The following is a 22,655-nucleotide window of genomic DNA, read 5'->3' on the forward strand; positions in this document are numbered from 1 at the left end:
TTTTGCGTCTTATTAAAAATAAATTAAATTTTCAATAAAGTCCTTTTGTAAAACCATTCAACCAAAATCTTTCTTTTTTGTAAATTTGACATCAATTGACATTCAAAAACCTATAAAATCATCCGGCAGTACTCACCGTGAAGTAACTCAATGCAAAATTTCAAAAATCAATACATCTTCGAAAACATCAATTTCTCAATTATTTCAATTTTTGATATCCAAAAACATTGTGTAGAGGCGATTGATATTGATAGGAAAGATTTAAATAATATTCAATCTTATGTTATTGAAATTAATTCTGGTGTATTTTTTAAGTCTACCTCGAGCCTTTATTTTCCAAATGTTGCGGTTAATTTTATTGGGAATTCTCTTATTTTAGATTGTCCCTGTCACGCTCCAAAACACAAAATGTGTACCCATCAAGCCCAGGTTTTATTTACGATAATTGAACGACAAGATTTGCGTGTTTTTTTTGATGAAAAACTTAGATTAAAGAAATTACAAGACTTTGCAAAAGATTATGGCTTGGAAAATGAACCCAATCTCGAAGATTATTTTCATTTGGAAAACGAGCATAATTCTTTAATAATTCAGCCTAAAATAAAGGAAATAATCAAGCAAAATGTTGATGAGCTGAAACAAAAATTGCTGCCTAAAAAAACGAATAAATTTCAAGAGTTTGAAATTCAAAAGCAGTCAAAGAAAATGATTTTGGTTATTAAAAAGCATAAATATGATGACCGATTTGGCATTGAACTTTTTGAAGCAGAAACTACCCAATCCGGAAAAATAAAAAACCCGATAACGGCGATTGATGCTTCCAATTTAATTTGGAAAGCCGAAACAGTAGAAGAAGCCAAATTTTTTTCCGCCATTTTAAAATTTCAAAATAATCATTCGGAAGAAAAAAATGAAGCTGATGTACAAGCTTTAAAAATGGTGGTGAACAATCCGCTGAATCTACAAACTTTTTATCACGACAAAGATATTTCAGAAAATGTTTCAGTAAAATCTATTGTTTCTGTAGATTTAAAATTATTGAATGCCAGTATTGAACTCTCTGTTTTCAAAAAAGAACCGTTCTTTGAAATTACCGGCGGAATTTGGCTGAACGATGTTTTGCATCCCTTTAAAAATTTGAAAATTCAGTTTATTTACTTTCTTTTACACCAAAAAACTATGCATTTGGTCATCAATCTGGATATGCTTAGTGTAGTAGAGTTTTTTAAAGTAAACAGAGAAATAGTGCTTATTCATTCATCAAAATTTGAAGAATTTAAACAAACTATTCTTGTTAATTTAGAAAAAGAAATAAAAATAAATTATACCTACATACAATCCGCTACAAAAAAACAACTGATAGCAAAATCCTTTAATCAAAAGATACAAAAAATCATTTATTTATCAGACGAAAAAGAGTATGTTTCTATCACTCCGGTGATGAAATATGGTAATGTAGAAATTCCTGTTTTTTCGAGGAAGCAAATTTTTGATGAAGACTATAATGGTAATATTTTTAAGGTTGAAAGAGACGAGAAAGAGGAAATTAAATTTACCGCAAACATCATGCAGCAACACCCAGAATTTGCCGAACAGGTGCTGCAATACGAGTATTTTTATCTTCACAAAAATAAATTTCTAGATGAAGACTGGTTACTGGAAGCTTTTGAAAAATGGAGGGACGATGATATTGTGGTTCTAGGTTTTAATGAACTCAAAAATAGCAAATTAAATCCCAATAAAGCAGTGGTTTCTATTAATGTAGTGAGCGGAATCAACTGGTTTAATGCAGATATTGATGTGAAATTTGGAAAGCAAAAAGCATCAATAAAACAACTGCATAAATCTATCCGAAACAAAAGCAAATTTATACAATTAGACGATGGAACCAAAGGGATTTTGCCCGAAGAATGGATCAAAAAATTCAACCGTTTTTTTGATGCAGGAGAAATGTATGAAGAACTTTTAAGATTACCAAAAAGTAATTTTTCTGAAATCAAAAGTCTATTTGAAAAGGAGGTTTTAAGCAAAGAAGTTGATGAAGAAATTAATGTTTACAAAAAAGCTTTTTCTGAAAACAAACCTATTCCTGCAACCGAAGTTCCCGCGGAACTAAATGCCACGCTGAGAGATTACCAAAAGCAAGGACTCGATTGGCTTAATTATCTCGACGATTATAATTTTGGAAGTTGCCTTGCCGATGATATGGGATTAGGAAAAACGCTACAAATTATCGCATTTATTCTTTCACAAAATAAAAAACATTCAAAAAACACCAATCTTGTCGTCGTACCAACTTCTATACTTTTTAATTGGCAAGCGGAAACTGAAAAATTCGCACCTTCCATCAAGATTCTTACACATTATGGCCCCAATCGAACCAAAAATACACTTCATTTTGCAGGAAATGAAATAGTTTTAACAACCTACGGAATGCTGCTTTCGGATATTCATTTTCTCAAAGAATTTCATTTCAATTATATTTTCTTAGACGAATCCCAAGCTATAAAAAATCCAAATTCTGAAAGGTATAAAGCGGCAAGATTATTACAATCAAGAAATAAAGTCGTCTTAACTGGAACGCCAATAGAAAACAATACATTCGATATCTATGGGCAACTTTCTTTTGCCATTCCAGGTTTATTGGGAAGTAAAGAATATTTCAGAGATATTTATTCTATCCCTATTGATAAATTTGAAAACACAAAAAGAGCAACAGATTTACAGAAAAAGATAAAACCGTTTATACTCAGAAGAACAAAAAAACAGGTCGCAAAAGAGCTGCCAGACAAAACGGAAATGGTCATCTATTGCGAAATGGGAGAGGAGCAAAGGCAAATTTATGATGCTTACGAAAAAGAATTAAGAGAATATATTTCCGCAAAAGATGAGCAAGAAATTATTAAAAACAGCATCCACGTATTGACGGGATTAACCAAGCTAAGACAAATTTGTGATGCTCCCGCGTTGTTGAAAGACCAAGGACAATATAGCGACAATTCTGCAAAAATAGAAGTTCTCATGCAACAAATTGAAAACAAATCTTCCCAGCATAAAATTCTGGTTTTCTCACAATTTGTATCAATGTTAGATTTAATAAAAGTAGAACTTCAAAAAAGAAATATTTCTTTTGAATATCTTACAGGGCAAACAAAAAACAGAGCAGCCAAAGTCAGTCAGTTTCAAGATAATGAGCAAGTTAGGGTGTTTTTAATAAGCCTGAAAGCAGGCGGCACAGGTTTGAATTTAACTGAAGCAGACTACGTTTATCTCGTCGACCCTTGGTGGAATCCCGCTGTAGAGAATCAAGCCATCGATCGCTGTTACCGCATCGGGCAAAAGAAAAACGTAATTGCCGTAAGATTAATTTGTCCCAATACCATTGAAGAAAAAATTATGAAATTGCAGCAATCCAAAAAAGAGTTGGCAAATGATTTAATTACCACAGATAGTTCGGTTTTTAAGAAATTCACAAAGAGCGATTTGATGGAAATTTTGTAAACTAATCTCTTATTTAGAAATACGCAACTATCTTTCTATTTTGTCTTATTAGTACAGCCATTCACAGTAATTTATTTTATTTTTATGGCAGCTTTTCCGCCTTCCGTTCCCGCTTTTTTGCTCGTCGTATCTCCTCACAAAAAGAGCTCCACTCAAGTCGGGCTGCGAGAGATTCTACACCACAAGATCAGCACCAGATTTACCATTACTATTTTTTATTAAAGTCATTTTATACCAAGTACAAACTCTGGGAAACGCAACTGTTCTGCGAGCAGCTGCCAAAAAATACCAACAAATACAGATCAATAAATAAAGCCCAAAAAATAGGCTCCAAAAGTTTCGGTAATGCAAACTAAAAAACCTATATTTATTAAAAATAAAAGATTTTAACCGATTGAAATCTCTAACAAATAAGATTAAAATTGAGAAAAAATTTTAAATAAAAGTACACCCGCATAAAATCACTTAAAAATATTAAATTTGCGAATCAAAATCCGGTAGTTGCAAAAACGATCCGCCAAAAGCTATAAAAATGACTTCACAAGAAATAAGACAACAGTTTTTAGACTTTTTCAAAAGCAAAGAACACCTCATCGTTCCATCAGCACCTATCGTGCTGAAAGACGATCCCACATTGATGTTTTCCAACTCTGGAATGACGCAGTTTAAAGATTATTTTTTAGGCTATAAAGAGCCTAAAGCACCCAGAATTGCCGATACACAAAAGTGTCTGAGAGTTTCCGGAAAACACAATGACTTAGATGACGTGGGGCGTGATACTTACCACCATACGATGTTCGAGATGTTGGGTAACTGGAGTTTTGGCGATTATTTTAAAAAAGAAGCAATCATCTGGGCTTGGGAATTACTGACAGAAGTCTACGGAATCCCAAAAGAAAACCTTTACGTAACCATCTTTGAAGGTGACGAAAAAGAGAATCTTGAACGCGATACCGAAGCTTACGATTTGTGGAAACAATTCATTTCTGAAGACCGCATCATCAACGGCAACAAAAAAGATAATTTTTGGGAAATGGGCGCCAGCGGACCTTGCGGACCCTGTTCCGAAATCCACGTAGACTTGAGAACGCCAGAAGAAAAAGCAAAAATTTCCGGATTGGAATTGGTGAACAATGATCATCCTCAGGTGGTGGAAATCTGGAATCTTGTTTTCATGCAGTTCAACAGAAAAGCAGACGGTTCTCTGGAAAATCTTCCTGCAAAACACATCGATACCGGAATGGGCTTCGAGCGTCTTTGCATGGCTTTACAGCAAAAAGAATCCAATTATGATACCGATGTTTTCACTCCTTTAATTGCCAAGGTTGAAGAGCTTTCAGGGAAAAAATATACAGGGATTTTAACCGACGAAAAAGATATTGCCATACGTGTTGTGGTAGATCACATCAGAGCAGTTTCTTTTGCAATTGCAGACGGACAGTTGCCTTCCAACGGTGGTGCCGGTTATGTGATCAGAAGAATTTTAAGAAGAGGAATTTCTTACGCTTACCGATTTTTAGACAGAAAAGAACCTTTCCTTTTCGAACTGGTGGCTGTACTTCAAAACCAAATGGGAACATTCTTCCCAGAGCTTGAAAAACAAGGAAATCTGGTTACAGAAGTTATAAAAAGTGAAGAAGAATCTTTCTTAAAAACAATCGAAACAGGCTTGGTTAGAGTTGAGAAATTAATTCAGCAAACTATTTCTGAAGGTTCTAAAGTTCTGCCAAGTGTGGAAGTTTTTGAATTGTATGACACATACGGTTTCCCGGATGATTTAACAAGAATCATTGCTGAGGAAAAAGGTTTAACCATAGACGAGGCTGGCTTCAACGCTGAAATGGAAAAACAAAAACAACGTTCCAAAAAAGACTCAGCTTCTAAAGTGTACGATTGGGTTGTATTGGAAGAAAAACCTGAAACTTTCGTAGGTTACGACCAAATAGAAGCGGAAACTTACATCACAAAATACAGAAAAGTAGAAAATAAAGACGGCGAATTTTATCAGGTGGTGCTGAGCAATTCCCCTTTCTATCCTGAAGGTGGTGGGCAAATCGGTGATAAAGGTGTTCTGGAAAATGCAGTTGAAAGCTTTGAAATTTTAGAAACTAAAAAGGAAAACGGATTGATAATTTCCTTAATCAACGGACTTCCGAAAGATGCAGGAGCGGTTTTCTATGCTAAAGTGAACGCCGGCGAAAGAAAAAATTCTCAGGCAAATCACTCTGCAACGCACTTGTTGCACGAAGCGTTGAGAGAGGTTTTAGGAACTCATGTTGAGCAAAAAGGTTCATTCGTTGGTCCGGATTATCTGCGTTTTGACTTCTCGCATTTCAGTAAAATGACGGAAGAAGAATTGGCTTTGATTGAAGAAAAAGTCAATGCAAAAATTAAAGAAAACATCGCTCTTCAGGAGTTTAGAAACATTCCTATTCAGGAGGCGATAGACAAAGGTGCAATGGCATTGTTTGGTGAAAAATACGGCGACAGCGTAAGAATGATACAGTTTGGAACTTCAAAAGAATTGTGCGGTGGAACTCACGTAAAACATACCAGCGAAATCGGTCATTTTAAAATTAATTCTGAAGCGTCTGCAGCAGCAGGAATCAGAAGAATTGAAGCGATTTCCGGAGACAAATCTGAAGAATATTTCAAAAATCTGGAAAAACAGGTTGCTGAACTTTCACAACTCCTGAAATCTAAAGACATTGTAAAATCGATTGAGAAACTGATGGAAGAAAATTCCACTTTAAAATCTGAATTGGAATCTCTGAAAAAAGAAAAAGCAAAAGGCGAAATCGGCGATTGGAAAACGGCTTACGAACAGAAAGGCGACAAACTTCTTTTGGTAAAGAAAACCTCTTTGGATGCAGGCTCTGTGAAAGACATCGTGTTCCAGCTGAAGAAAGAAATCCCTACTTCCATCACGATTGTATTATCCGATGCAGACGGCAAACCGATGATTACTGTTGGTGTTTCCGACGATCTGCAAGGAATCTATCAGGCGGGAGCATTGATTAAAGATTTAGCAAAAGAAATCCAAGGCGGCGGCGGCGGAAATCCTGGCTTTGCAACGGCAGGCGGAAAAAATATTGCAGGTCTGGAAAATGCGTATCAGAAGGCTTTAATGCTGTAATTTCATATCAAATATAAATAGTAAACTCCCGAAATTTCGGGAGTTTGTTGTTTTTAGGAAAGATTTAATCAACAGCTAGTTGAATGTATTAAGATTTAATTTTTAACTATATTTGTTTTCACATCGTTTGGATTTCAAATATTAAAAACTGCAGTATGAAAAGATTTCTCTTCATTTTAATTTTATTTCTAAGTAATTTTTTATCCGCTCAAAAAAGTTATAAAATCAATACCGTAAGCTGGATATTTAAAGCTCCTAAAAATTATGTGGCTAAAGCTGATAACTTTGAAAAAGCGGTGAAGGCAGGTGAAGAATATTTAAAAAAAGAAGAAAATATAGAATCGTTTTCCACCGATGATGTTGTTTTGCTGACGTTAGAAAAAGAAGATTCCAGTCCAAATGTTATTATGGTGAGTTATAAAAATAATTCGTCAATACAGGATCACACTTTAAATGGTTACGCAAACATTGTAAGAGAAATGCTGTTGCGAAATGCAAATCACGATTACCCTGATGCTGAAAATTCAGTAATTAATGAAGAAATTACAATTGATAAAATAACTTTTAATGTCGTAAAGCAGAATTCTTTTTTTAAAGACAAGAATTATCTGGCAACCAAATATTTTTATATTGCAGAAATTGATAATAAGGAATTCACAATTGTAGTGGTAAATACCAATGAAGAAGATAGAAAAAATGCGGTAAAATCTATTTTAGATTCAAAATTTATCATCAAATAAATTCTTTGAGGTTCTAAAAAAAATAGGCTCAAACTGGTTTTATGTTTGAGCCTATTTTGTACATTGAGTTATGAAGTAAGTTTGAAACTCAATGAAGTTTTTTATTTATTCTTAATTTCAATCACATAGTCAAACTTCTCCATTTTCATCACAATTTTTCTCACTTCAGCTTCAAGGCTTTTTATTTTGCTGTTGCTTTTGGCGAGATCTCTATTAGCAGACTCAGTATGCTTCAGAAGTTTTGCTGTATTTCTGGCATCGGTTGAGGTGTTTTCCGGATCTGAAGAAGTGAATTTGTCTGTTTTCTTGTCAGACTTTTTATTTAGAGAATTCACAATAGCTGTTAATTGTACATTATTCTGTCTTTCTTTTGCAAGCTCCACATTTTTGTCTAAAAGTTGTGTGTAAACTTTAAAAAGCTCTTTTTTTTGCTGAATTTCTTTTAAATCTTGTGCTTTAATTTGTGTGCCGAAAATACAAACTCCTGCAAACAATAAAATTGTAAATAGTTTCTTGATCATTTTGTTATGTTTAAAAAATTTTTTCCAAAGGTAAGGAAGATTTTAAAATTAGAAATTTACTAATGACAATATTCATCTGGAAATCTATTTTTAAGAATATCCCATTTGTTAAATTCATTAAGAAAATTAAATAAATCTTTTAAATTATCATTTTTAAGAGAAATAAATAAAAGATTAAAAAATAGCTAAATATTTGTAATAGAGATGCTTAAATCTTTAACAAAACATTATATTTTTTAATTAAAACAAATCCCTTTCTAATCAATAGTTTTACTTCATCAATACAACTTCAATGAATAAACTTTTATCCGCTCTTTTTTTGTTTTTCAGCGTCTTTTATTTCAGCCAAAATCAGCTGAAGGTTTTGAACAAAACGAATAAACAACCGGTTGCCAATGCGGCAGTTTACTGTGATGATGAACTTTTGGGCAAGACCAATATCCACGGCGTTCTTTCGTTTAGAAGCAAGTGCAAAAAAGTAGAAATAATTGCCAATAATTTTGAAGATACCACGGCAGATGTGAAGAAAAATGCGGAAGTCTTTTTGAATCCGCTTTCTGAAAAAATGCAGAACATCGATAAAATCGTGATTACCAGCAAAAGCGATGACCGTGCTCTGAAAATTCTGGATGAAGTTAACAAAAAAGAAAAAGAAAACTCCCCGAAGTCTTTGAATTCCTATGATTTTAAATCGTATACCAAGTTTTCTATCGACGTAGACAAAGATTCTATCGGCATCTACAAAAACTTTCTTTCTGTGAGAAAAGATTCCCTTTCAAAAGTGGAGAAGAAAGATCTGAAAATGAAGCCAAAAGAGATCAAAGATTCGCTGATCGGTGAAGAGTTTATTGAAGCTTCTCAGGAATCGCAGATGTTTCTATGGGAAAAAGCAACAGAATACAAATACTCACAAAAGTTTGGCGAGAAAACCAATATTTTAGATAACAGAATGTCGGGTTTTAAAAATCCGATCTATGAAGCTTTGGCGATTAATATTTCAAATTTAAACCGGACGCCGAGGCAGCTGAAACCTGAAAACAGACAGCTTTTCTATTTCTTCCTTTCAGACACCATTCAGATTGATGGAAGAGATACTTATGTGATTAAATTCAAGGAAATAACAGACAAGAAAAAGCAGAACCCAAGAAAATTCAACGGAAATATCTTCATTGACACGCAGACCTACGCACTCAAAAAATTTGAAAGCGTCAATAAAAAATCCAATGCAGGAAACATCGTCTCTGTCTGGAAACCCATCAACGGAAAATGGTTTTTAGACTATGAAGATATCAGGCTCAAAATGGGCGACCAGTCTTTTGACACCTCCAAAAAAGACAGCATCAAAGCGGGGGAAAAAGCAAAATACAAGTCCAAAACTTTTGGAAATTACCTGTACGTGAAAAACCGCTTCTTCGATTTTGAATTGAATAAGGAGCAGAAAGCCAATGAATTTAAAGGATACTCTCTCGAAATGCAGAATTCAGACGGCAGCCTTCTGGAAAAATACCGTACCGACAGCCTTACCACGAGAGAAAGTTCTACTTATGCCACTCTAGATAGGTTTGTGGAAAAGCATGATTTTGAAAAGAAACTCAGCTTCTTAACCCAATTGATGCGCGGAAATCTGCGTTATAAAGTAGTCGATTTTGATCTTACCAAATTTTTCAGCTACGATAAATACCAGGGATTACGACTGGGAGCGGGAGTAAAACTGAACGAAAAATTCAGTAAAACTGTTTCTCCGGACGGATATTTCGGTTACGGATTTAAAGACCACAGATGGAAATACGGATTGGGAGTTGATGTAAAATTATCTCAGAAAAGAACTTCGGTTCTCAGAATTGATTATGTGGATGATGTCTTTGCTGCAGGACGTTTCAGTAATAATATGTGGGATATGATGATGAATCTGGCAGACAACAATCTAGATCTTCACAACGCCAATTTTTATCGCAATCAAAAATGGGGAGCCTACTATTCCTACGATCTTTCGAATTCTTTAAGCGTGAAAATCGCCTTGAATAAAGAAAAGCAAAATGCATTGTTCGGATATCATTATCAGAATCTTGGGAACAGTTTTAACAATACCAGTGCAACGCTTTCCCTGAAATATTCGCCAAACGATAAAAATATTATGACGCCAAGCGGAAAATTTACTTTCGAAAAAGGTTTCCCACAAGTTTATATGAATTTTGAAAAAGGCTTCAATGCTTTAGGTGGAGATTTAGATTACCACAGACTGGATGCGATGTTTGTGCATCAGTTCAGAACAAAACTGGGTTATACTAACGTGAAACTTTTTGGCGGAATTTCTTCGGGAACAGCACCCATTTGGAAGAATTTTGAAATTGCCGGTCACAGAGATGCTAGTCCGAATGAATGGTATTCCAACATCAACACACCCTCGAATTTTGGCTTTAGTACGATGCCTGCGGGAACTTTTTTTGCAGATAAATTTGTTGGATTTAAAATTTCACAATATTTGCCTTTCAGATTTAAAACCATCGGGAAAAGATATTCAAACATCGAACTAGAATATCAGTCTGCTATCGGAGCATTCAAAAATCCGCAGAATCATCAATTTAATTTTCAAGTTTTAGATCACAATTATCAAGAAATAGGATTGATGTGGAACCGTTTTTTGGGAAGAAGTTTTGGACTTGGGTTTTCTTACAGACTCGGGTATTACCAAACTTCAGAGTTTAAAGAAAATCTCGGAATTAAGCTTAAATTTAATCTTGTAAATTAAATTTGAAAGTTTGAATATTTTCAGTTTTAAACGCAAAGAATTTAATTGATTTCTTATGGTTTTGAGGAGCCAAGGGTTTCAATGAATTGATTTATGCTTGGTTTTTTGTAGTATATCTTTAAAATTTAGTGGCAATTATTCTCTTTGGGATCAGGGCAGTAATTTTGATGAAATTTTAATAGGTTTTAAATTTGAATATTTTCAGTTTTAAACGCAAAGAATTTAATTGATTTCTTATGGTTTTGAGGAGCCAAGGGTATCAATGAATTGATTTAAGCTTGGTTTTTTGCAGTATGTCTTTAAAATTTAGTGGCAATTATTCTCTTTGGGATCGGGGCAGTAATTTTGATGAAATTTTAATAGGTTTTAAATTTGAATATTTTCAGTTTTATACGCAAAGAATTTAATTGATTTCTTATGATTTTGAGGAGCCAAGTGTATCAATGAATTGATTTAAGCTTGGTTTTTTGCAGTATGTCTTTAAAATTTAGTGGCAATTATTCTCTTTGGGATCGGGGCAGTAATTTTGATGAAATTTTAATAGGTTTTAAATTTGAATATTTTCAGTTTTATACGCAAAGAATTTAATTGATTTCTTATGATTTTGAGGAGCCAAGTGTATCAATGAATTGATTTAAGCTTGGTTTTTTGCAGTATGTCTTTAAAATTTAGTGGCAATTATTCTCTTTGGGATCGGGGCAGTAATTTTGATGAAATTTTAATAGGTTTTAAATTTGAATATTTTCAGTTTTAAACGCAAAGAATTTAATTGATTTCTTATAATTTTGAGGAGCCAAGGGTATCAATGAATTGATTTAAGCTTGGGTTTTTGCAGTATATCTTTAAAATTTAGTGGCAATTATTCTCTTTGGGATCAGGGCAGTAATTTTGATGAAATTTTAATAGGTTTTAAATTTGAATATTTTCAGTTTTAAACGCAAAGAATTTAATTGATTTCTTATGATTTTGAGGAGTCAAAGGTTTCAATGAATTGATTTATGCTTGGGTTTTTACAGTATGTCTTTAAAATTTAGTGGCAATTATTCTCTTTGGGATCGGGGCAGTAATTTTGATGAAGCAATCCAGCTTTTGCTTGAGTCATTCAACCGCTTAGTTGGGGCAATCAATTAGAATGTGATACATTTTAATACATCACCGCTTTTTCTGAAAAATCCTAATAACACAATAAGTAATAACCATCATCAAAGAACTATCTTCTTTCAACTTTCCTGCAATCAAAACTTCTTTTTTTTCTATTTTGACTCATTCTAAGTATTGACTTTCTGTTAACAAATAATCATTCTAATCCTTGTAAAATTAAACGTTTGGTTTTGTACTGTTAAAATTCTGTTAACAGTTTCCATTTAGTTTTGTGGTGTAAATAAACTAAATAAAATAGTATGAAACTAAACCACACTTGGGCAGCTTTACTCTTTACTGCTGCAGTATTTCAGAGTTGTAATGACGACGAAACTACCAAAGACCCGATCAATGAAGACATCAAGCTTGAAAACTTTTCAAAAGAACCTGCTTTCGTTTATGGAATGCAAGGTTTTGAAAATTTAAATATCACCACATTAATTTCAAGCTCTGATGTACTTGCAGACAGTCCCAATTTTGTATTTGCAGGTCAGCCAGACGGAATGGGAATTATGAAAGACCCTAATTCTAACGGATATGTAATGATTACAAATCACGAAATCACACAGTCGGTTTCAAGAGTTTATCTAAACAAATCCTTCAAGCCTGTAAGAGGAGAATATATCCTGAACGGAATCGGTGGAATGACAAGATTGTGTTCTGCTACTTTGGCAACGGTAGCCGAGCATGGTTTCAGTGCTTTTCTTACTGCCGGAGAATCTGGTGAAGAAAGTATGGTGCACGCACTGAATCCTTTGGTAGCAGCTTCTCAGGCTTCAGATAAAACAAGAGTGAAACCAGCTTTAGGTAAGGCTTCTATGGAAAATGCAGTACCGCTTCCTAAAGATATTTCAAACGGAAAATCGTATATTTTGATTGGCGAAGATCAGTCTTATTCAACTTCGCATCAGTCTGCAGGTCAGCTTTTGATGTACGTTGCTGATACACAGGGAGATTTGGATAATGGGAAATTGTATTCTCTTAAAAGAACCAACAACAATACTACAGAAACCGATATGTCTAAAGGTTCTCAGTATGATGTAGAATTTGTTGAAATTACAAATGCTAAAAATCTTACTGGAGCACAAATCAACCAGAAAAATTTGGATATCAATGCTATTCGTTTTTCAAGAGTGGAAGATGTAGATTATAGAAAAGGGGCAGGAAAAGGAAGAGAAATCTACTTTACAGCAACCGGAGAATCGGGTGACGGTGTAAATCCTAAACCGGGACTTACGATGTGGGGAAGGGTGTATAAATTGGTTTTAAACCAAAACAATATGATGACAGGAAAGCTTGAAGTAGTGGCAGAAGGAGATTCTAATCCTGGAAATAATTTAATTAATCCAGACAATCTTTGTGTTACAGAAAACTATGTTTACATTCAGGAAGATGGGGATTCTTTCTACACCGCAGCCGCTCACGATTCTTACATCTGGCAGCTGGATATCAGCACAAAGCAATACAAACCATGGTTGAATATGAAACACGGAAGAACAGATTCTGCATGGCAAACAGCCTATAACCAATCTGGAAATCTACAGAAATACGGCTCTTGGGAATATGGTGCTATGATAGATGTTTCAGACATCATTGGTGTTCCGAATACTTTTGCAGTAAATATTCACTCTCATACATGGCAGAAAAATAGTTTCGTCAATGCTGATGGAGCAGGTGTAAATACCAACAAAGAGGGTGGGCAAATCGTTTTGATAAGAAACGTTCAGAGATAATACTAATTTTTAAATCTTAAAAGTATCAATAGAGTTTTCTCTATTGATGCTTTTTTATACATAATGAAACTGTTAAAAAATCCTTTTTGTGTTTTTCTAATTCTGCTTTTCAGTGTTTTTACTATTTTGCAGTGCAACAAGCCTAATCAGCCTCTACAAGATGATTTGGTGGAAGTGAAAAATGTAGTTTTTAAAAATAATGAACTTTTTCTTGCTCAAATTCACGAGTTAATTATCTTGATTTCTAAAGATAGCGACAACAAAATTGTTCAGAAAAAATTTGATAGCCTTCGCCAGACCTACAAAAAAATGGAATGGGCGATAGAGTATTTCCTTCCTCATTCTGCAAGATTCATCAATGGGCCCGCTTTACCGGAAATTGAGATGGCTGAGCATGTAGAAATAGAGCCTGAAGGCCTTCAGGTTTTGGAAGAAATGCTTTATTCAGAAGAAAAACAAGACAAAGCAGAAGTTATCCGAATTCTTAAAAAGCTGATCAATAAAGGAAATACAATTAAAACCAATTTCCAAGTTATAACAGTTACAAAAGATCAAACTTTTGATGCATTGAGACAGGAAATTTTCAGAATTTCAAGTTTAGGAATTGCGGGTTTTGATACGCCCATTTCTGGCAAGTTTCTTGAAGAAATGTCGGTTTCTTTGGAGTCTTTTACCCCTATTCTAAATTTAATTTCAACCGAAAAATCTCAAAATTCATCTTTAAAGAAAATCCTTTCGGAAATTAATCAGTCTAAACAGTTTTTAAATAAAAATAAAGATAAAAACACATTTAATTATCTTGAATTTCTAAGCGTTCATCTCAATAATCTATCTTATCTTTTACTCGATTTTAGAAGAGAAGAAAATATTCCTCATGTGGAAGTTACAACCGCTTTAAGGAAAAATGCAGCACAGTTTTATTCGAAAGATGCTTTCGACGTCAATGCTTTTACTCCCGGAAAACAATACGAAACATCTCCAGAAAAAGTACAGTTGGGAAAACAACTTTTTAATGATAAAATTCTTTCCAACAACAATTCCAGAAGTTGCGCCACTTGTCATAATGCAGAAAAAGCATTTACAGATGGGCTAGAAAAATCGATGTCGCTAGATAATACAAAATTACAGAGAAATACACCCTCTTTGAGTTATTCTGCTTTTCAGCACGGGCAGTTTTGGGATATGAGAAAAGATGATTTGGAAGGTCAAAGTTCGGATGTCATTACCAATAAAGAAGAAATGCACGGTGATTTGCAGACGATTATTTTAAAGATAAATCAAAATAAAAATTATAAAACAGATTTCAAAAAAATATTTAAAACTGAAAAAGCTGAAGTTTGGCAACTGCAAAATCTACTTGCAAGTTATATTCGTTCTTTGGCCACATTTACTTCAGATTTTGATGAATATATGAGAGGGAATCGTAAAGCCTTAACCAATAAGCAAAAGAGAGGTTTCAATCTTTTTATGGGAAAAGCGCAATGTGCAACCTGTCATTTTCTGCCGCTTTTCAACGGAACGGTTCCTCCAAATTTTAAGAAAACAGAACAAGAGGTTTTGGGTGTTGCAGAAAATGCTTTCAACAAAAAAATTGATAGCGATGCTGGGCGGGGAAAATTCCATCAAACCATTGCTTTTCTTCAGAATTCATTTAAAACACCAACATTAAGAAACGTCAGTAAAACGGCCCCTTATATGCATAACGGAGGATACAAAACATTGCAGGAAGTGATGCAATTCTACAACCAAGGAGGCGGTAAAGGGTTTAATTTAAAAGTAGAAAACCAAACGCTTTCAGATAAAAAATTGAATCTTACTTCGATAGAAATTGATGAGATTATTGAGTTTCTGAATGCTTTGAATGATAAATAATGCTATATTTTCATAGACGAATTTTTTAATGTGTAATTAATTAACAGGTCGCTCCTACGGAGCTTCGCAAACCGTATTATATTTTTGCTAATAACAGATTGTCGCGATGCTACTGATCAATTCAAGAGTATATTCATAAAAAATAGATTAAAAACCTGCAAATAATATCTTGTAACAGCCGCGCAAAAAACTTGAGTTTAGAAAAAACTTCATAAAATTCATTATTTTGTGAAATTAGTAAACAGAATTCTTCTTGAGTTTTGTTTTTTTATTATCTTTCAAAAAATTTAAATTATTCTAGATGAGAAAACTACTCTTTATTTTTGCCATTGCTGTATTGCTTGTAAGTTGCAAAAAATCTACAGAAAGCAAGACCGCAGAATTTGTATCTATGTACAACAATACTAGCGATATGATGGTGAGAACTGCAGGCTTTAAATCCACAAAAGCCATGTCTAATACTTCAGGAGATGTTGATATTGAAATTAAAACCACTTATTTTGATACTGATATAGAAGCAGAACTGATGAAAAATGCAATTCCAGACATCATCGGGCAGGCAATTCAGGCAGAACCAAAAGGAAAAGAACTTTTGGAAGAAGGGGTGAAATTTAATCTAAAAGTTTACAGCTCAAACGGCGTCATTATATCTTCACAAACCATTGATAAGAACACTAAAAAGGGAAATATTGATCTTGAAGGAATTGCCAAAGGTGATAAGCCAGACAGTGCACAATTGAACGAGATTTTGAAGGTTTTCAGCAAAAGTTTACCGATTGTAGATAAAACTTCGGGAATAAAAATTGTTGCGATTACTGCTGATGCACAAAATAATATTGTGTACTCCGCTGAAGTTCCAGATCAATATGCAGAAGTGCTTGCCACAGACGAAGCAAAACAACTTATGAAAGACGAAATGATGAGATCTCCAGATGTGAGACAAATCTTCGATCAAACAAGCTCTATTGGGGTGAATAATATAAAATATATTTACAAAGACACTAAAGGCAAAAAACTGAACGAAATCACCATCAAAAGAACAGATGTAAAATAATGAATAATAATTCATCTGTATGGAAAACCATCCTGACGGTGGTTATAGCTCTTATAGGTGTTGTGCGCTTAGCGATGACCTGTAATAAAAGTTCACAAAGTTCGTATTCCGATACTTCCTACAATGATGTAAGTGCCTTGATGAGCAGGAATTATGAGCGGCAAGCGAAAGCTGCAGACGATACAGCTTCCAATGATCTTTTCTATGAAAGTTATGACAGCATAAGCAAACTCAGCGATTTTGAAAAAGAGAATTATAAAGTAATAAAACTCAAAAAAGATTCTTTAATCCTGTTGGATGTTGTATCTAAAATCAACGTAGAAGCAGGTGCTTATTTTCAGAAAAATTATGATGATACACTGAGTTGGGCGATCAAAAAGCCAGACAATACCAGTATCTTTCTGCATTCCTACGATACTGCAGATGATTTGATGACGAATTTTAAAGCTGTAAAAAGAAAATTTAATCTACAAGACTTCGATATAAAAGTGGATGATAAAGATTCAAAATTTGTATCCTACAGTTTCAAAAACAAAGGAAAGAAAACCAATGGCTGTGCTCTTTTAGCATCCGGCCAAGGTCATTTTACTGCTTTAGAAATTGAAAGCAACATACTATCTAAAGATGAGCTACAGATGAAAGCGTTTTCGTTAATAGCGCAGATTGCCAAATAATAAAAACTCCCAAAAATGTAAAGTTTTCGGGAGTTTTTGTTTTATTTACAATTATCCTTTCAAAATTTTATCAGGCGTAATGGGTAAATTTCTAAAGCGTTTTCCTGTTGCATTAAAAATAGCATTGGCAATTGCCGCTGCTGAACCGATAATTCCCACTTCGCCCAAGCCTTTTGCACCGCTGGCATTAAGATTAAAATCTGGTTTATTGATAAAATCAACTTCAATTATAGGAACGTCTGCATTTACTGCAAAATGGTAACCAGCGAGATCTTCTGCAACCAAAGCGCCTATGCGTTTGTCTATTCTCATTTCTTCCATCAATGCCATTCCTGTACCACCAACAACGGCTCCAATCACTTGATTTTTTGCGGGTTTTTCACTCACTATTTTTCCGCCATCTACAACGCTTACAAATCGGTCGATTTTCACTTTTCCGGTGAGCTCATTTACTTTTACACGACAAAAATGTGCCGCTCCTGATGCAAAAGCAAAATTTTTCTGAAGCGCTCCTGGTTCGGTAGTTTCTTCAACTTCAATCACCGTTAATTTATTTTCACTGAAAATTTTCTGAAAACTTACTGACGTTGATGTATTTTTAATCTGAACAGCCGAATCTGTTAAAATAGTATTTGAAGGGATTAAATTTTTAAACTCAGGATTAATCTTTGCAGCATAAGCAATCAATTCACTTTTTAAAGTTTCAGCAATCGCATTTGAAGAGGCACTGATAGAAGAAAGTCCACGGCTTCCTCCTTGGCTTGGAGCCTGCGGAAGTGTTGATTTTCCGAGATCAATTTTAATTTTGTTTAAAGGAACTCCGGTAATTTCGTGAACTATATTTCGCATTGAAGTCCCGGTTCCGGTTCCAATGTCTGTCATTGCCGTTTTTACGACAATATTTCCATCAATATCCATTTCAAGGGCAGCACTTGCTTTTCCTCGTCCAGCAGTCCACATCCCGATTCCCATTCCGTAACCGATTAGCCAGTCACCGTCTTTTTTTTGTCTTGGTTTTAGATTTCTTTCATTCCAGCCAATTTTCTCAGCTCCTTTTTCCATACATTCTCTGATGAAGTTGGTAGACCAGTCTTTTCCGGTTTCAGGATCTTTAACGTCTGATAAATTTTGAAGCCTTGTGGCCAAAGGATCTTTGTTCATTGTAAAACAAAGTTCGTCAATGGCAGATTCTAAAGCAAAAGCACCTGTGCATTCACCCGGACCACGCATCCAGGTTGGTGTAGACAAATTAAGTGGCACTGTAGCCATTTGAGTTTTTAAATTCTCAAAACCGTACGCCAAACGGCTTATTCTTGTGATATTTTCTAAAAAATTTTCGTAAAGAGAAGTTGTATTTTTACTATCGTGAAGCAAACCCGTGAATTTTCCTGATGCATCTGCTCCCAATTTTACTTTTTGCCATGATTCTGGACGGTAGCCAACAAGACATGACATTTGATTTCTTGTAAGCATTAATTTCACTGGACGGTTGACTTTTTTTGCAGCCATAATGGCTAAAATTGTGTTTGGCCATACTCTTAATCCTGAACCAAAACCACCACCCATAAATTCAGTGATTACCTCAATGTTTTTAGTTTGAAGACCAAATAATTTCCCTACAGTATTCTGAACTCCGTTTACACCTTGGTTTTTATCGTATAATTTCAGCTTGTCGTTTCCGTTCCAAATCGCAATGGTAGCATGCATTTCCATTGGATGATGCACCTCGCCTTCTATATGATATTCTTCTTCCAGATTAAAGGCAGAGTTTTTCCAGTTTTCGATGTTTCCTCTTTCTTTTCCTTCATTTTTTAAAGGAACTAAAGAATGTGTATTCTTAAAATCAACATTTGCCTTTGTTTGCTGATACAATGTTTTCACCAAGGAGGCAGCATACTGTGCTTCTTCAAGAGTTTTTGCAATTACAACGGCCACAGGCTGTCCTTTAAAATAAATACTGTCGGTATGCAAAACCGGAAGCCCGATTCTACTTTCTTTAATTTTTTCTTCTGAAGCTAAACCGGCAACTGTTGGCTTATTATGGTGGGTCATGATTTCCAAAACGCCATCTGCAAGCATTGCATCTGCGACATCAATTCCTGTAATTTTTCCTGAAGCAACTGTGCTTCCAACAATTACAGCATAGGTTATATTTTCAGTTTTATATTCTGCAGAATATTTTCCTCCACCCGTAACTTTAGCCAAAGCTTCTGCACGTCCTTCTTTTTCTAGATTTAAATTTAAATCATTATCAAAAAATGCCATATTTGTTTTTTTTTAAGGATTTAAACTACTTTGAAGCGCTGTAATTATTGCTCCGTGAAGCATTTCTTTTTTAAAACCGTTGTTGGAAAGTGGTTTTAAATCTTTTATTGCTAAATCTGCTGCAGCTGAAAAGTTTTCCCTTGTTGGCAATTTACCTTTAAGGAAATTTTCGGCCTCGTACCAACGCCAAGGTTTGTGCGCAACACCGCCCGAAGCTAATCGGGAATCTTTTATTTTTCCGTCTTCCAAATCTAAAGCTGAAGCAACAGAAACCAACGCAAATGCATAGGAAGAGCGATCTCTTAATTTTACATAAGCGTTATTTTTTCCGAAAGGGTTTTTTGGTATTTCAATAGACTCTATAATAGAATTTTGAGGAAGATGAGTGTCTATATTGGGTGTGTTTCCCGGCAGTCGATGAAAATTTTTAAACTCAATTTCTTCTTTTTTATTTTTTGAATTTCTTGTAATTATTCTCGCATCCAAAGCTGCAAGAGAGATACAAAAATCCGACGGATGCACCGCTACACAATCTTCACTGTAGCCTATTACTGCATTCATCCTATTTTCGCCTTCTTTTGCACTGCAGCCGGAACCCGGTTGTCTTTTGTTGCATGGCGTCGTTATATCATAGAAATACGGGCATCTCGTTCTCTGAAGGATGTTTCCTGCGCATGAAGCCATGTTTCTTATTTGAGGAGAGGCTCCTGCTAATATTGCTTTTGAGATTAATGAATAATCTCTCAATACATCGAGGTTTTGGGCAACTGATGAGTTTTTAGACATCGCGCCGATTCTGAGTTTATTTTTATCTACCTCAATTCTTGAAGACAAAACTGAATTTACATCAATGACATAATCTGGTTGCTCAATGTTTTTCTTCATTAAATCTACCAAATTGGTGCCTCCTGCTATAAATTTTGCCTTGTCATTCTTCTGTAAGATAGTTTTGGTAATATCCTCTTTTCTGAAAAATTCAAATGGTCTCATCCTACTACTTTTTGTATAGATTCTACAATACCGTTATAAGCACCGCATCTGCAAAGATTACCGCTCATAAATTCTTTAATTTCTTCTATCGAACCTGTATGGCCTTCTTTTACACAAGCTACCGCCGACATTATTTGCCCTGGAGTACAATATCCACACTGGAAGCCATCACATTCTATAAAAGCCTTTTGCATAGGATGAAGATTTCCCCCAGTCGCAAGACCTTCTATGGTTGTGATTTCTTTTTGCTGGGCAACACAAGCTAAGGTAAGGCAACTCAACACCCTTTCGCCATCTATATGAACGGTACAGGCACCACATTGCCCGTGATCGCAGCCTTTTTTGGATCCTGTAAGATTAAGGTTTTCTCGAAGCATATCCAAAACAGTTGTTCTTGTATCTAAATTAAGATCATAATTTTGGCCATTAACTTTCATTTTTAATGGAAGAACTTTCTTGGGTTTCACAAATAAATTTCGCGCTTTTTCGCCCACTGCTTTCACGTGTATTGGGATTGCAGACCAGAATACGAGTAATCCTGAGCTCAGAAGGAAATTCCGGCGACTCATTGAAGGTATTTTCATAGTTTTTTGTTAATTTAAATATGAAACAATTGATTGAAAGATACAGATTTTAGAGGTGCAAAAATGTGGTATTCATCAATTTAGAATGATGAAAAATTAAGATAGTTTCAAGAATTATTCTAGTTACTTTGTGTGTTTTAATTCTGTAAAAAATTCTATTACATGAAAAATTGTAAGCATTTATTATTTTTTTATGATTATTATTTACTCATCCATTTGAGGAAAAAAACAAGTGCCGTTATCATAATCGCCATTATTCACACCGAAAGCGACAAGAATAGGAGTGTAGCGGAAATCATGAAGATAAAAAAACATTAAAACTTCCTTAATACATCAACGAGCATATCTTCGGAACCATTAAAAGGCAATGGGGTTACAATCACACGAATTTAACGGGATTAGAGAAGGTAAATGGTGAACATAGCTTAATTATGCTGGTTTACAACATCAAACGTGCGATGAATATTCTGGGAGTTCCTGATTTAATTGCGAAAATCAAGAACTGGAAGTCACCTTACAAAAGGAACGTCTTGTTTTTGCAAATAACGAATCATTTTAAGCTGAAATCAGTCGTTGTTTTTGAAAAAGTATTATTGGTTGCTTAAAAATAAGGCATCCTTACAAGGCTTGTTTTACCTTGCAGCGTTGTAAAAATATGGCTTAAAGAGGAAGGATGTGAGTTTTTTCACAGCCTGACGTTCCGGCGCTTGGCGAGGTTGCGAGCTTCGGAACCGATTATTTTCTATCAAAGATAAAATTTCTTGCGAGAAATAAACGTGAATTTACTACAAAATTCGCAATCTTGCCAAACGCCTGTTAGCGGTTCGGCTTTTTGTCTTTAAGTTTATTTAATTCATTTTTTGTTATCCATAATTTATGTCCAATCGTATCTGTCAAACTTTTATAACGTGTTAATTCAAAATGTTTTCCGTCTTTGTTGAATTTCGATTGTTCAATAATTCCAAATTTATAAAATTCGTTTTCGTCTCTACCAAAACTTACATTATCAAAATATATAGTGTCATTTTGTATGTGAAACTCGCCTTTAATTTCTGTTACGCCAAAACAGACACTTCGTTCACTAAAAGTAAAGTCATCTTTCAGTTTTAGCGTTGCCATACAGTTTGCAGAACCTTCTCTTTGAGCTACTAAAACATTGTCACCTTCAAGTTTGTCAAAATCAATTAGTCCAAAAGGTTTTAGAAAAGTTAGTGTCAACACAATTGTTAAAAGTCCAATATTTATTAATCGGCTTTTGTCTGTAAACTTTTCTTTAATTAAAAAGTAAATTTGTCTTATCAGTGCTAATCCAAGCCCCAAATAAATAATAACTAAAATTAGAAATGCAGGAAACGCAAAAAGTCCAAGTTTTACTTTCCAATAGTAACTTGTGTTTACAGTCAGAAAGAAAATGATAGTCGTTATTATTAGTCCTTTATTTTTCAATTTAGTCGTCTGTTGTTTTTTTGCGGTTTCTGAAGCTGACCGCTAACGTCAGTCTGTGAAAAAACCTCCGTTTATTTTAATCAAAAATAGGTAAAAAATTTCAATATTTCGGGAGGGAATTTGTATATTTAATGATGCAACACATCACTGGGATCGCCCGCAATCAAATGGTTTTTACGAGTTTAGAAGATTCGATTTTTGAAGATAATCCGGTTCGCTTTATTGATGCTTTTGTGGAGAATATCGATTT

General features: G+C 34.5%; 13 protein-coding genes and 1 pseudogene. 9 read left to right on the top strand and 5 right to left on the bottom strand.

Annotated elements, in window-relative coordinates:
- The first annotated feature begins 150 nt into the window (after positions 1-150).
- The 3 genes from BW939_RS09930 to BW939_RS09940 all read left to right on the top strand — a co-directional run bounded on the left by BW939_RS09930 (position 151) and on the right by BW939_RS09940 (position 7,377).
- On the top strand, positions 151-3,501 hold the full coding sequence (locus BW939_RS09930; protein ID WP_076451873.1) for a DEAD/DEAH box helicase: 3,351 nt from the start codon (positions 151-153) through the stop codon (positions 3,499-3,501).
- A 532-nt stretch (positions 3,502-4,033) separates the two neighbouring features.
- On the top strand, positions 4,034-6,637 hold the full coding sequence (alaS, locus tag BW939_RS09935; RefSeq protein ID WP_076451874.1) for an alanine--tRNA ligase: 2,604 nt from the start codon (positions 4,034-4,036) through the stop codon (positions 6,635-6,637).
- Positions 6,638-6,792: 155 nt separating this feature from the next.
- A complete protein-coding gene (locus BW939_RS09940) occupies positions 6,793-7,377 on the top strand; it encodes a hypothetical protein (RefSeq protein WP_076451875.1) in 585 nt (194 codons plus the stop codon).
- A gap of 101 nt (positions 7,378-7,478) precedes the next feature.
- On the opposite strand, the gene BW939_RS09945 is transcribed toward BW939_RS09940, so the two are convergent.
- Positions 7,479-7,898, bottom strand: a complete 420-nt coding sequence (locus BW939_RS09945) for a hypothetical protein (RefSeq protein WP_076451876.1) — start codon at positions 7,896-7,898, stop codon at positions 7,479-7,481.
- A gap of 292 nt (positions 7,899-8,190) precedes the next feature.
- On the opposite strand from BW939_RS09945, the gene BW939_RS09950 reads away from it, so the two are divergent.
- From BW939_RS09950 to BW939_RS09970, 5 genes are all read left to right on the top strand, one after another.
- Positions 8,191-10,647, top strand: coding sequence for a DUF5686 family protein (locus BW939_RS09950; RefSeq protein WP_076451877.1), 2,457 nt, complete (start codon positions 8,191-8,193; stop codon positions 10,645-10,647).
- A gap of 1,400 nt (positions 10,648-12,047) precedes the next feature.
- Entirely contained in the window at positions 12,048-13,520 is a 1,473-nt protein-coding gene (locus BW939_RS09955; RefSeq protein WP_076451878.1) for a PhoX family protein, read from the top strand.
- 63 nt (positions 13,521-13,583) lie between these two features.
- Positions 13,584-15,392, top strand: a complete 1,809-nt coding sequence (locus BW939_RS09960; protein WP_076451879.1) for a cytochrome-c peroxidase — start codon at positions 13,584-13,586, stop codon at positions 15,390-15,392.
- Positions 15,393-15,693: 301 nt separating this feature from the next.
- The gene (locus BW939_RS09965; RefSeq protein ID WP_076451880.1) at positions 15,694-16,446 is read left to right on the top strand and encodes a hypothetical protein; all 753 of its coding nucleotides are present in this window, start codon (positions 15,694-15,696) and stop codon (positions 16,444-16,446) included.
- A complete protein-coding gene (locus BW939_RS09970; protein ID WP_123891564.1) occupies positions 16,446-17,120 on the top strand; it encodes a hypothetical protein in 675 nt (224 codons plus the stop codon). Before BW939_RS09965 ends, BW939_RS09970 begins: the two co-directional genes overlap by 1 nt.
- A 51-nt stretch (positions 17,121-17,171) precedes the next feature.
- Here BW939_RS09970 and BW939_RS09975 read toward each other — a convergent pair whose 3' ends face one another.
- From BW939_RS09975 to BW939_RS09985, 3 genes are read right to left on the bottom strand one after another with little or no spacing between them, the layout of a single operon-like run.
- A complete protein-coding gene (locus tag BW939_RS09975) occupies positions 17,172-19,385 on the bottom strand; it encodes a xanthine dehydrogenase family protein molybdopterin-binding subunit (protein ID WP_076451882.1) in 2,214 nt (737 codons plus the stop codon).
- Positions 19,386-19,397: 12 nt separating this feature from the next.
- Positions 19,398-20,375, bottom strand: a complete 978-nt coding sequence (locus BW939_RS09980) for an FAD binding domain-containing protein (protein ID WP_076451883.1) — start codon at positions 20,373-20,375, stop codon at positions 19,398-19,400.
- Positions 20,372-20,959: a (2Fe-2S)-binding protein gene (locus tag BW939_RS09985; RefSeq protein WP_076451884.1), complete on the bottom strand. Its 588-nt coding sequence runs from the start codon at positions 20,957-20,959 to the stop codon at positions 20,372-20,374. The genes BW939_RS09980 and BW939_RS09985 overlap by 4 nt, the downstream gene beginning before the upstream one ends.
- A gap of 332 nt (positions 20,960-21,291) precedes the next feature.
- Here BW939_RS09985 and BW939_RS09990 point away from each other — a divergent pair.
- Positions 21,292-21,564 (top strand): annotated as a pseudogene (locus BW939_RS09990) (transposase); the annotation flags it as partial.
- Between the two features lie 211 nt (positions 21,565-21,775).
- Here BW939_RS09990 and BW939_RS09995 read toward each other — a convergent pair.
- Positions 21,776-22,405 (bottom strand): hypothetical protein, encoded by a 630-nt coding sequence (locus BW939_RS09995; protein ID WP_123891563.1) that lies wholly within the window; start codon positions 22,403-22,405, stop codon positions 21,776-21,778.
- Positions 22,406-22,655 lie beyond the last annotated feature (250 nt).

This window comes from Chryseobacterium piscicola, from assembly GCF_900156685.1.
Lineage (GTDB): Bacteria > Bacteroidota > Bacteroidia > Flavobacteriales > Weeksellaceae > Chryseobacterium > Chryseobacterium piscicola.

Coding starts and splice junctions, on each gene's coding strand:
- alaS (WP_076451874.1), top strand. CDS start 4,034: ATGACTTCACAAGAAATAAGACAACAGTTTTTAGACTTTTTCAAAAGC.
- BW939_RS09955 (WP_076451878.1), top strand. CDS start 12,048: ATGAAACTAAACCACACTTGGGCAGCTTTACTCTTTACTGCTGCAGTA.
- BW939_RS09945 (WP_076451876.1), bottom strand. CDS start 7,898: ATGATCAAGAAACTATTTACAATTTTATTGTTTGCAGGAGTTTGTATT.
- BW939_RS09930 (WP_076451873.1), top strand. CDS start 151: ATGCAAAATTTCAAAAATCAATACATCTTCGAAAACATCAATTTCTCA.
- BW939_RS09980 (WP_076451883.1), bottom strand. CDS start 20,375: ATGAGACCATTTGAATTTTTCAGAAAAGAGGATATTACCAAAACTATC.
- BW939_RS09970 (WP_123891564.1), top strand. CDS start 16,446: ATGAATAATAATTCATCTGTATGGAAAACCATCCTGACGGTGGTTATA.
- BW939_RS09965 (WP_076451880.1), top strand. CDS start 15,694: ATGAGAAAACTACTCTTTATTTTTGCCATTGCTGTATTGCTTGTAAGT.
- BW939_RS09985 (WP_076451884.1), bottom strand. CDS start 20,959: ATGAAAATACCTTCAATGAGTCGCCGGAATTTCCTTCTGAGCTCAGGA.
- BW939_RS09950 (WP_076451877.1), top strand. CDS start 8,191: ATGAATAAACTTTTATCCGCTCTTTTTTTGTTTTTCAGCGTCTTTTAT.
- BW939_RS09940 (WP_076451875.1), top strand. CDS start 6,793: ATGAAAAGATTTCTCTTCATTTTAATTTTATTTCTAAGTAATTTTTTA.
- BW939_RS09975 (WP_076451882.1), bottom strand. CDS start 19,385: ATGGCATTTTTTGATAATGATTTAAATTTAAATCTAGAAAAAGAAGGA.
- BW939_RS09960 (WP_076451879.1), top strand. CDS start 13,584: ATGAAACTGTTAAAAAATCCTTTTTGTGTTTTTCTAATTCTGCTTTTC.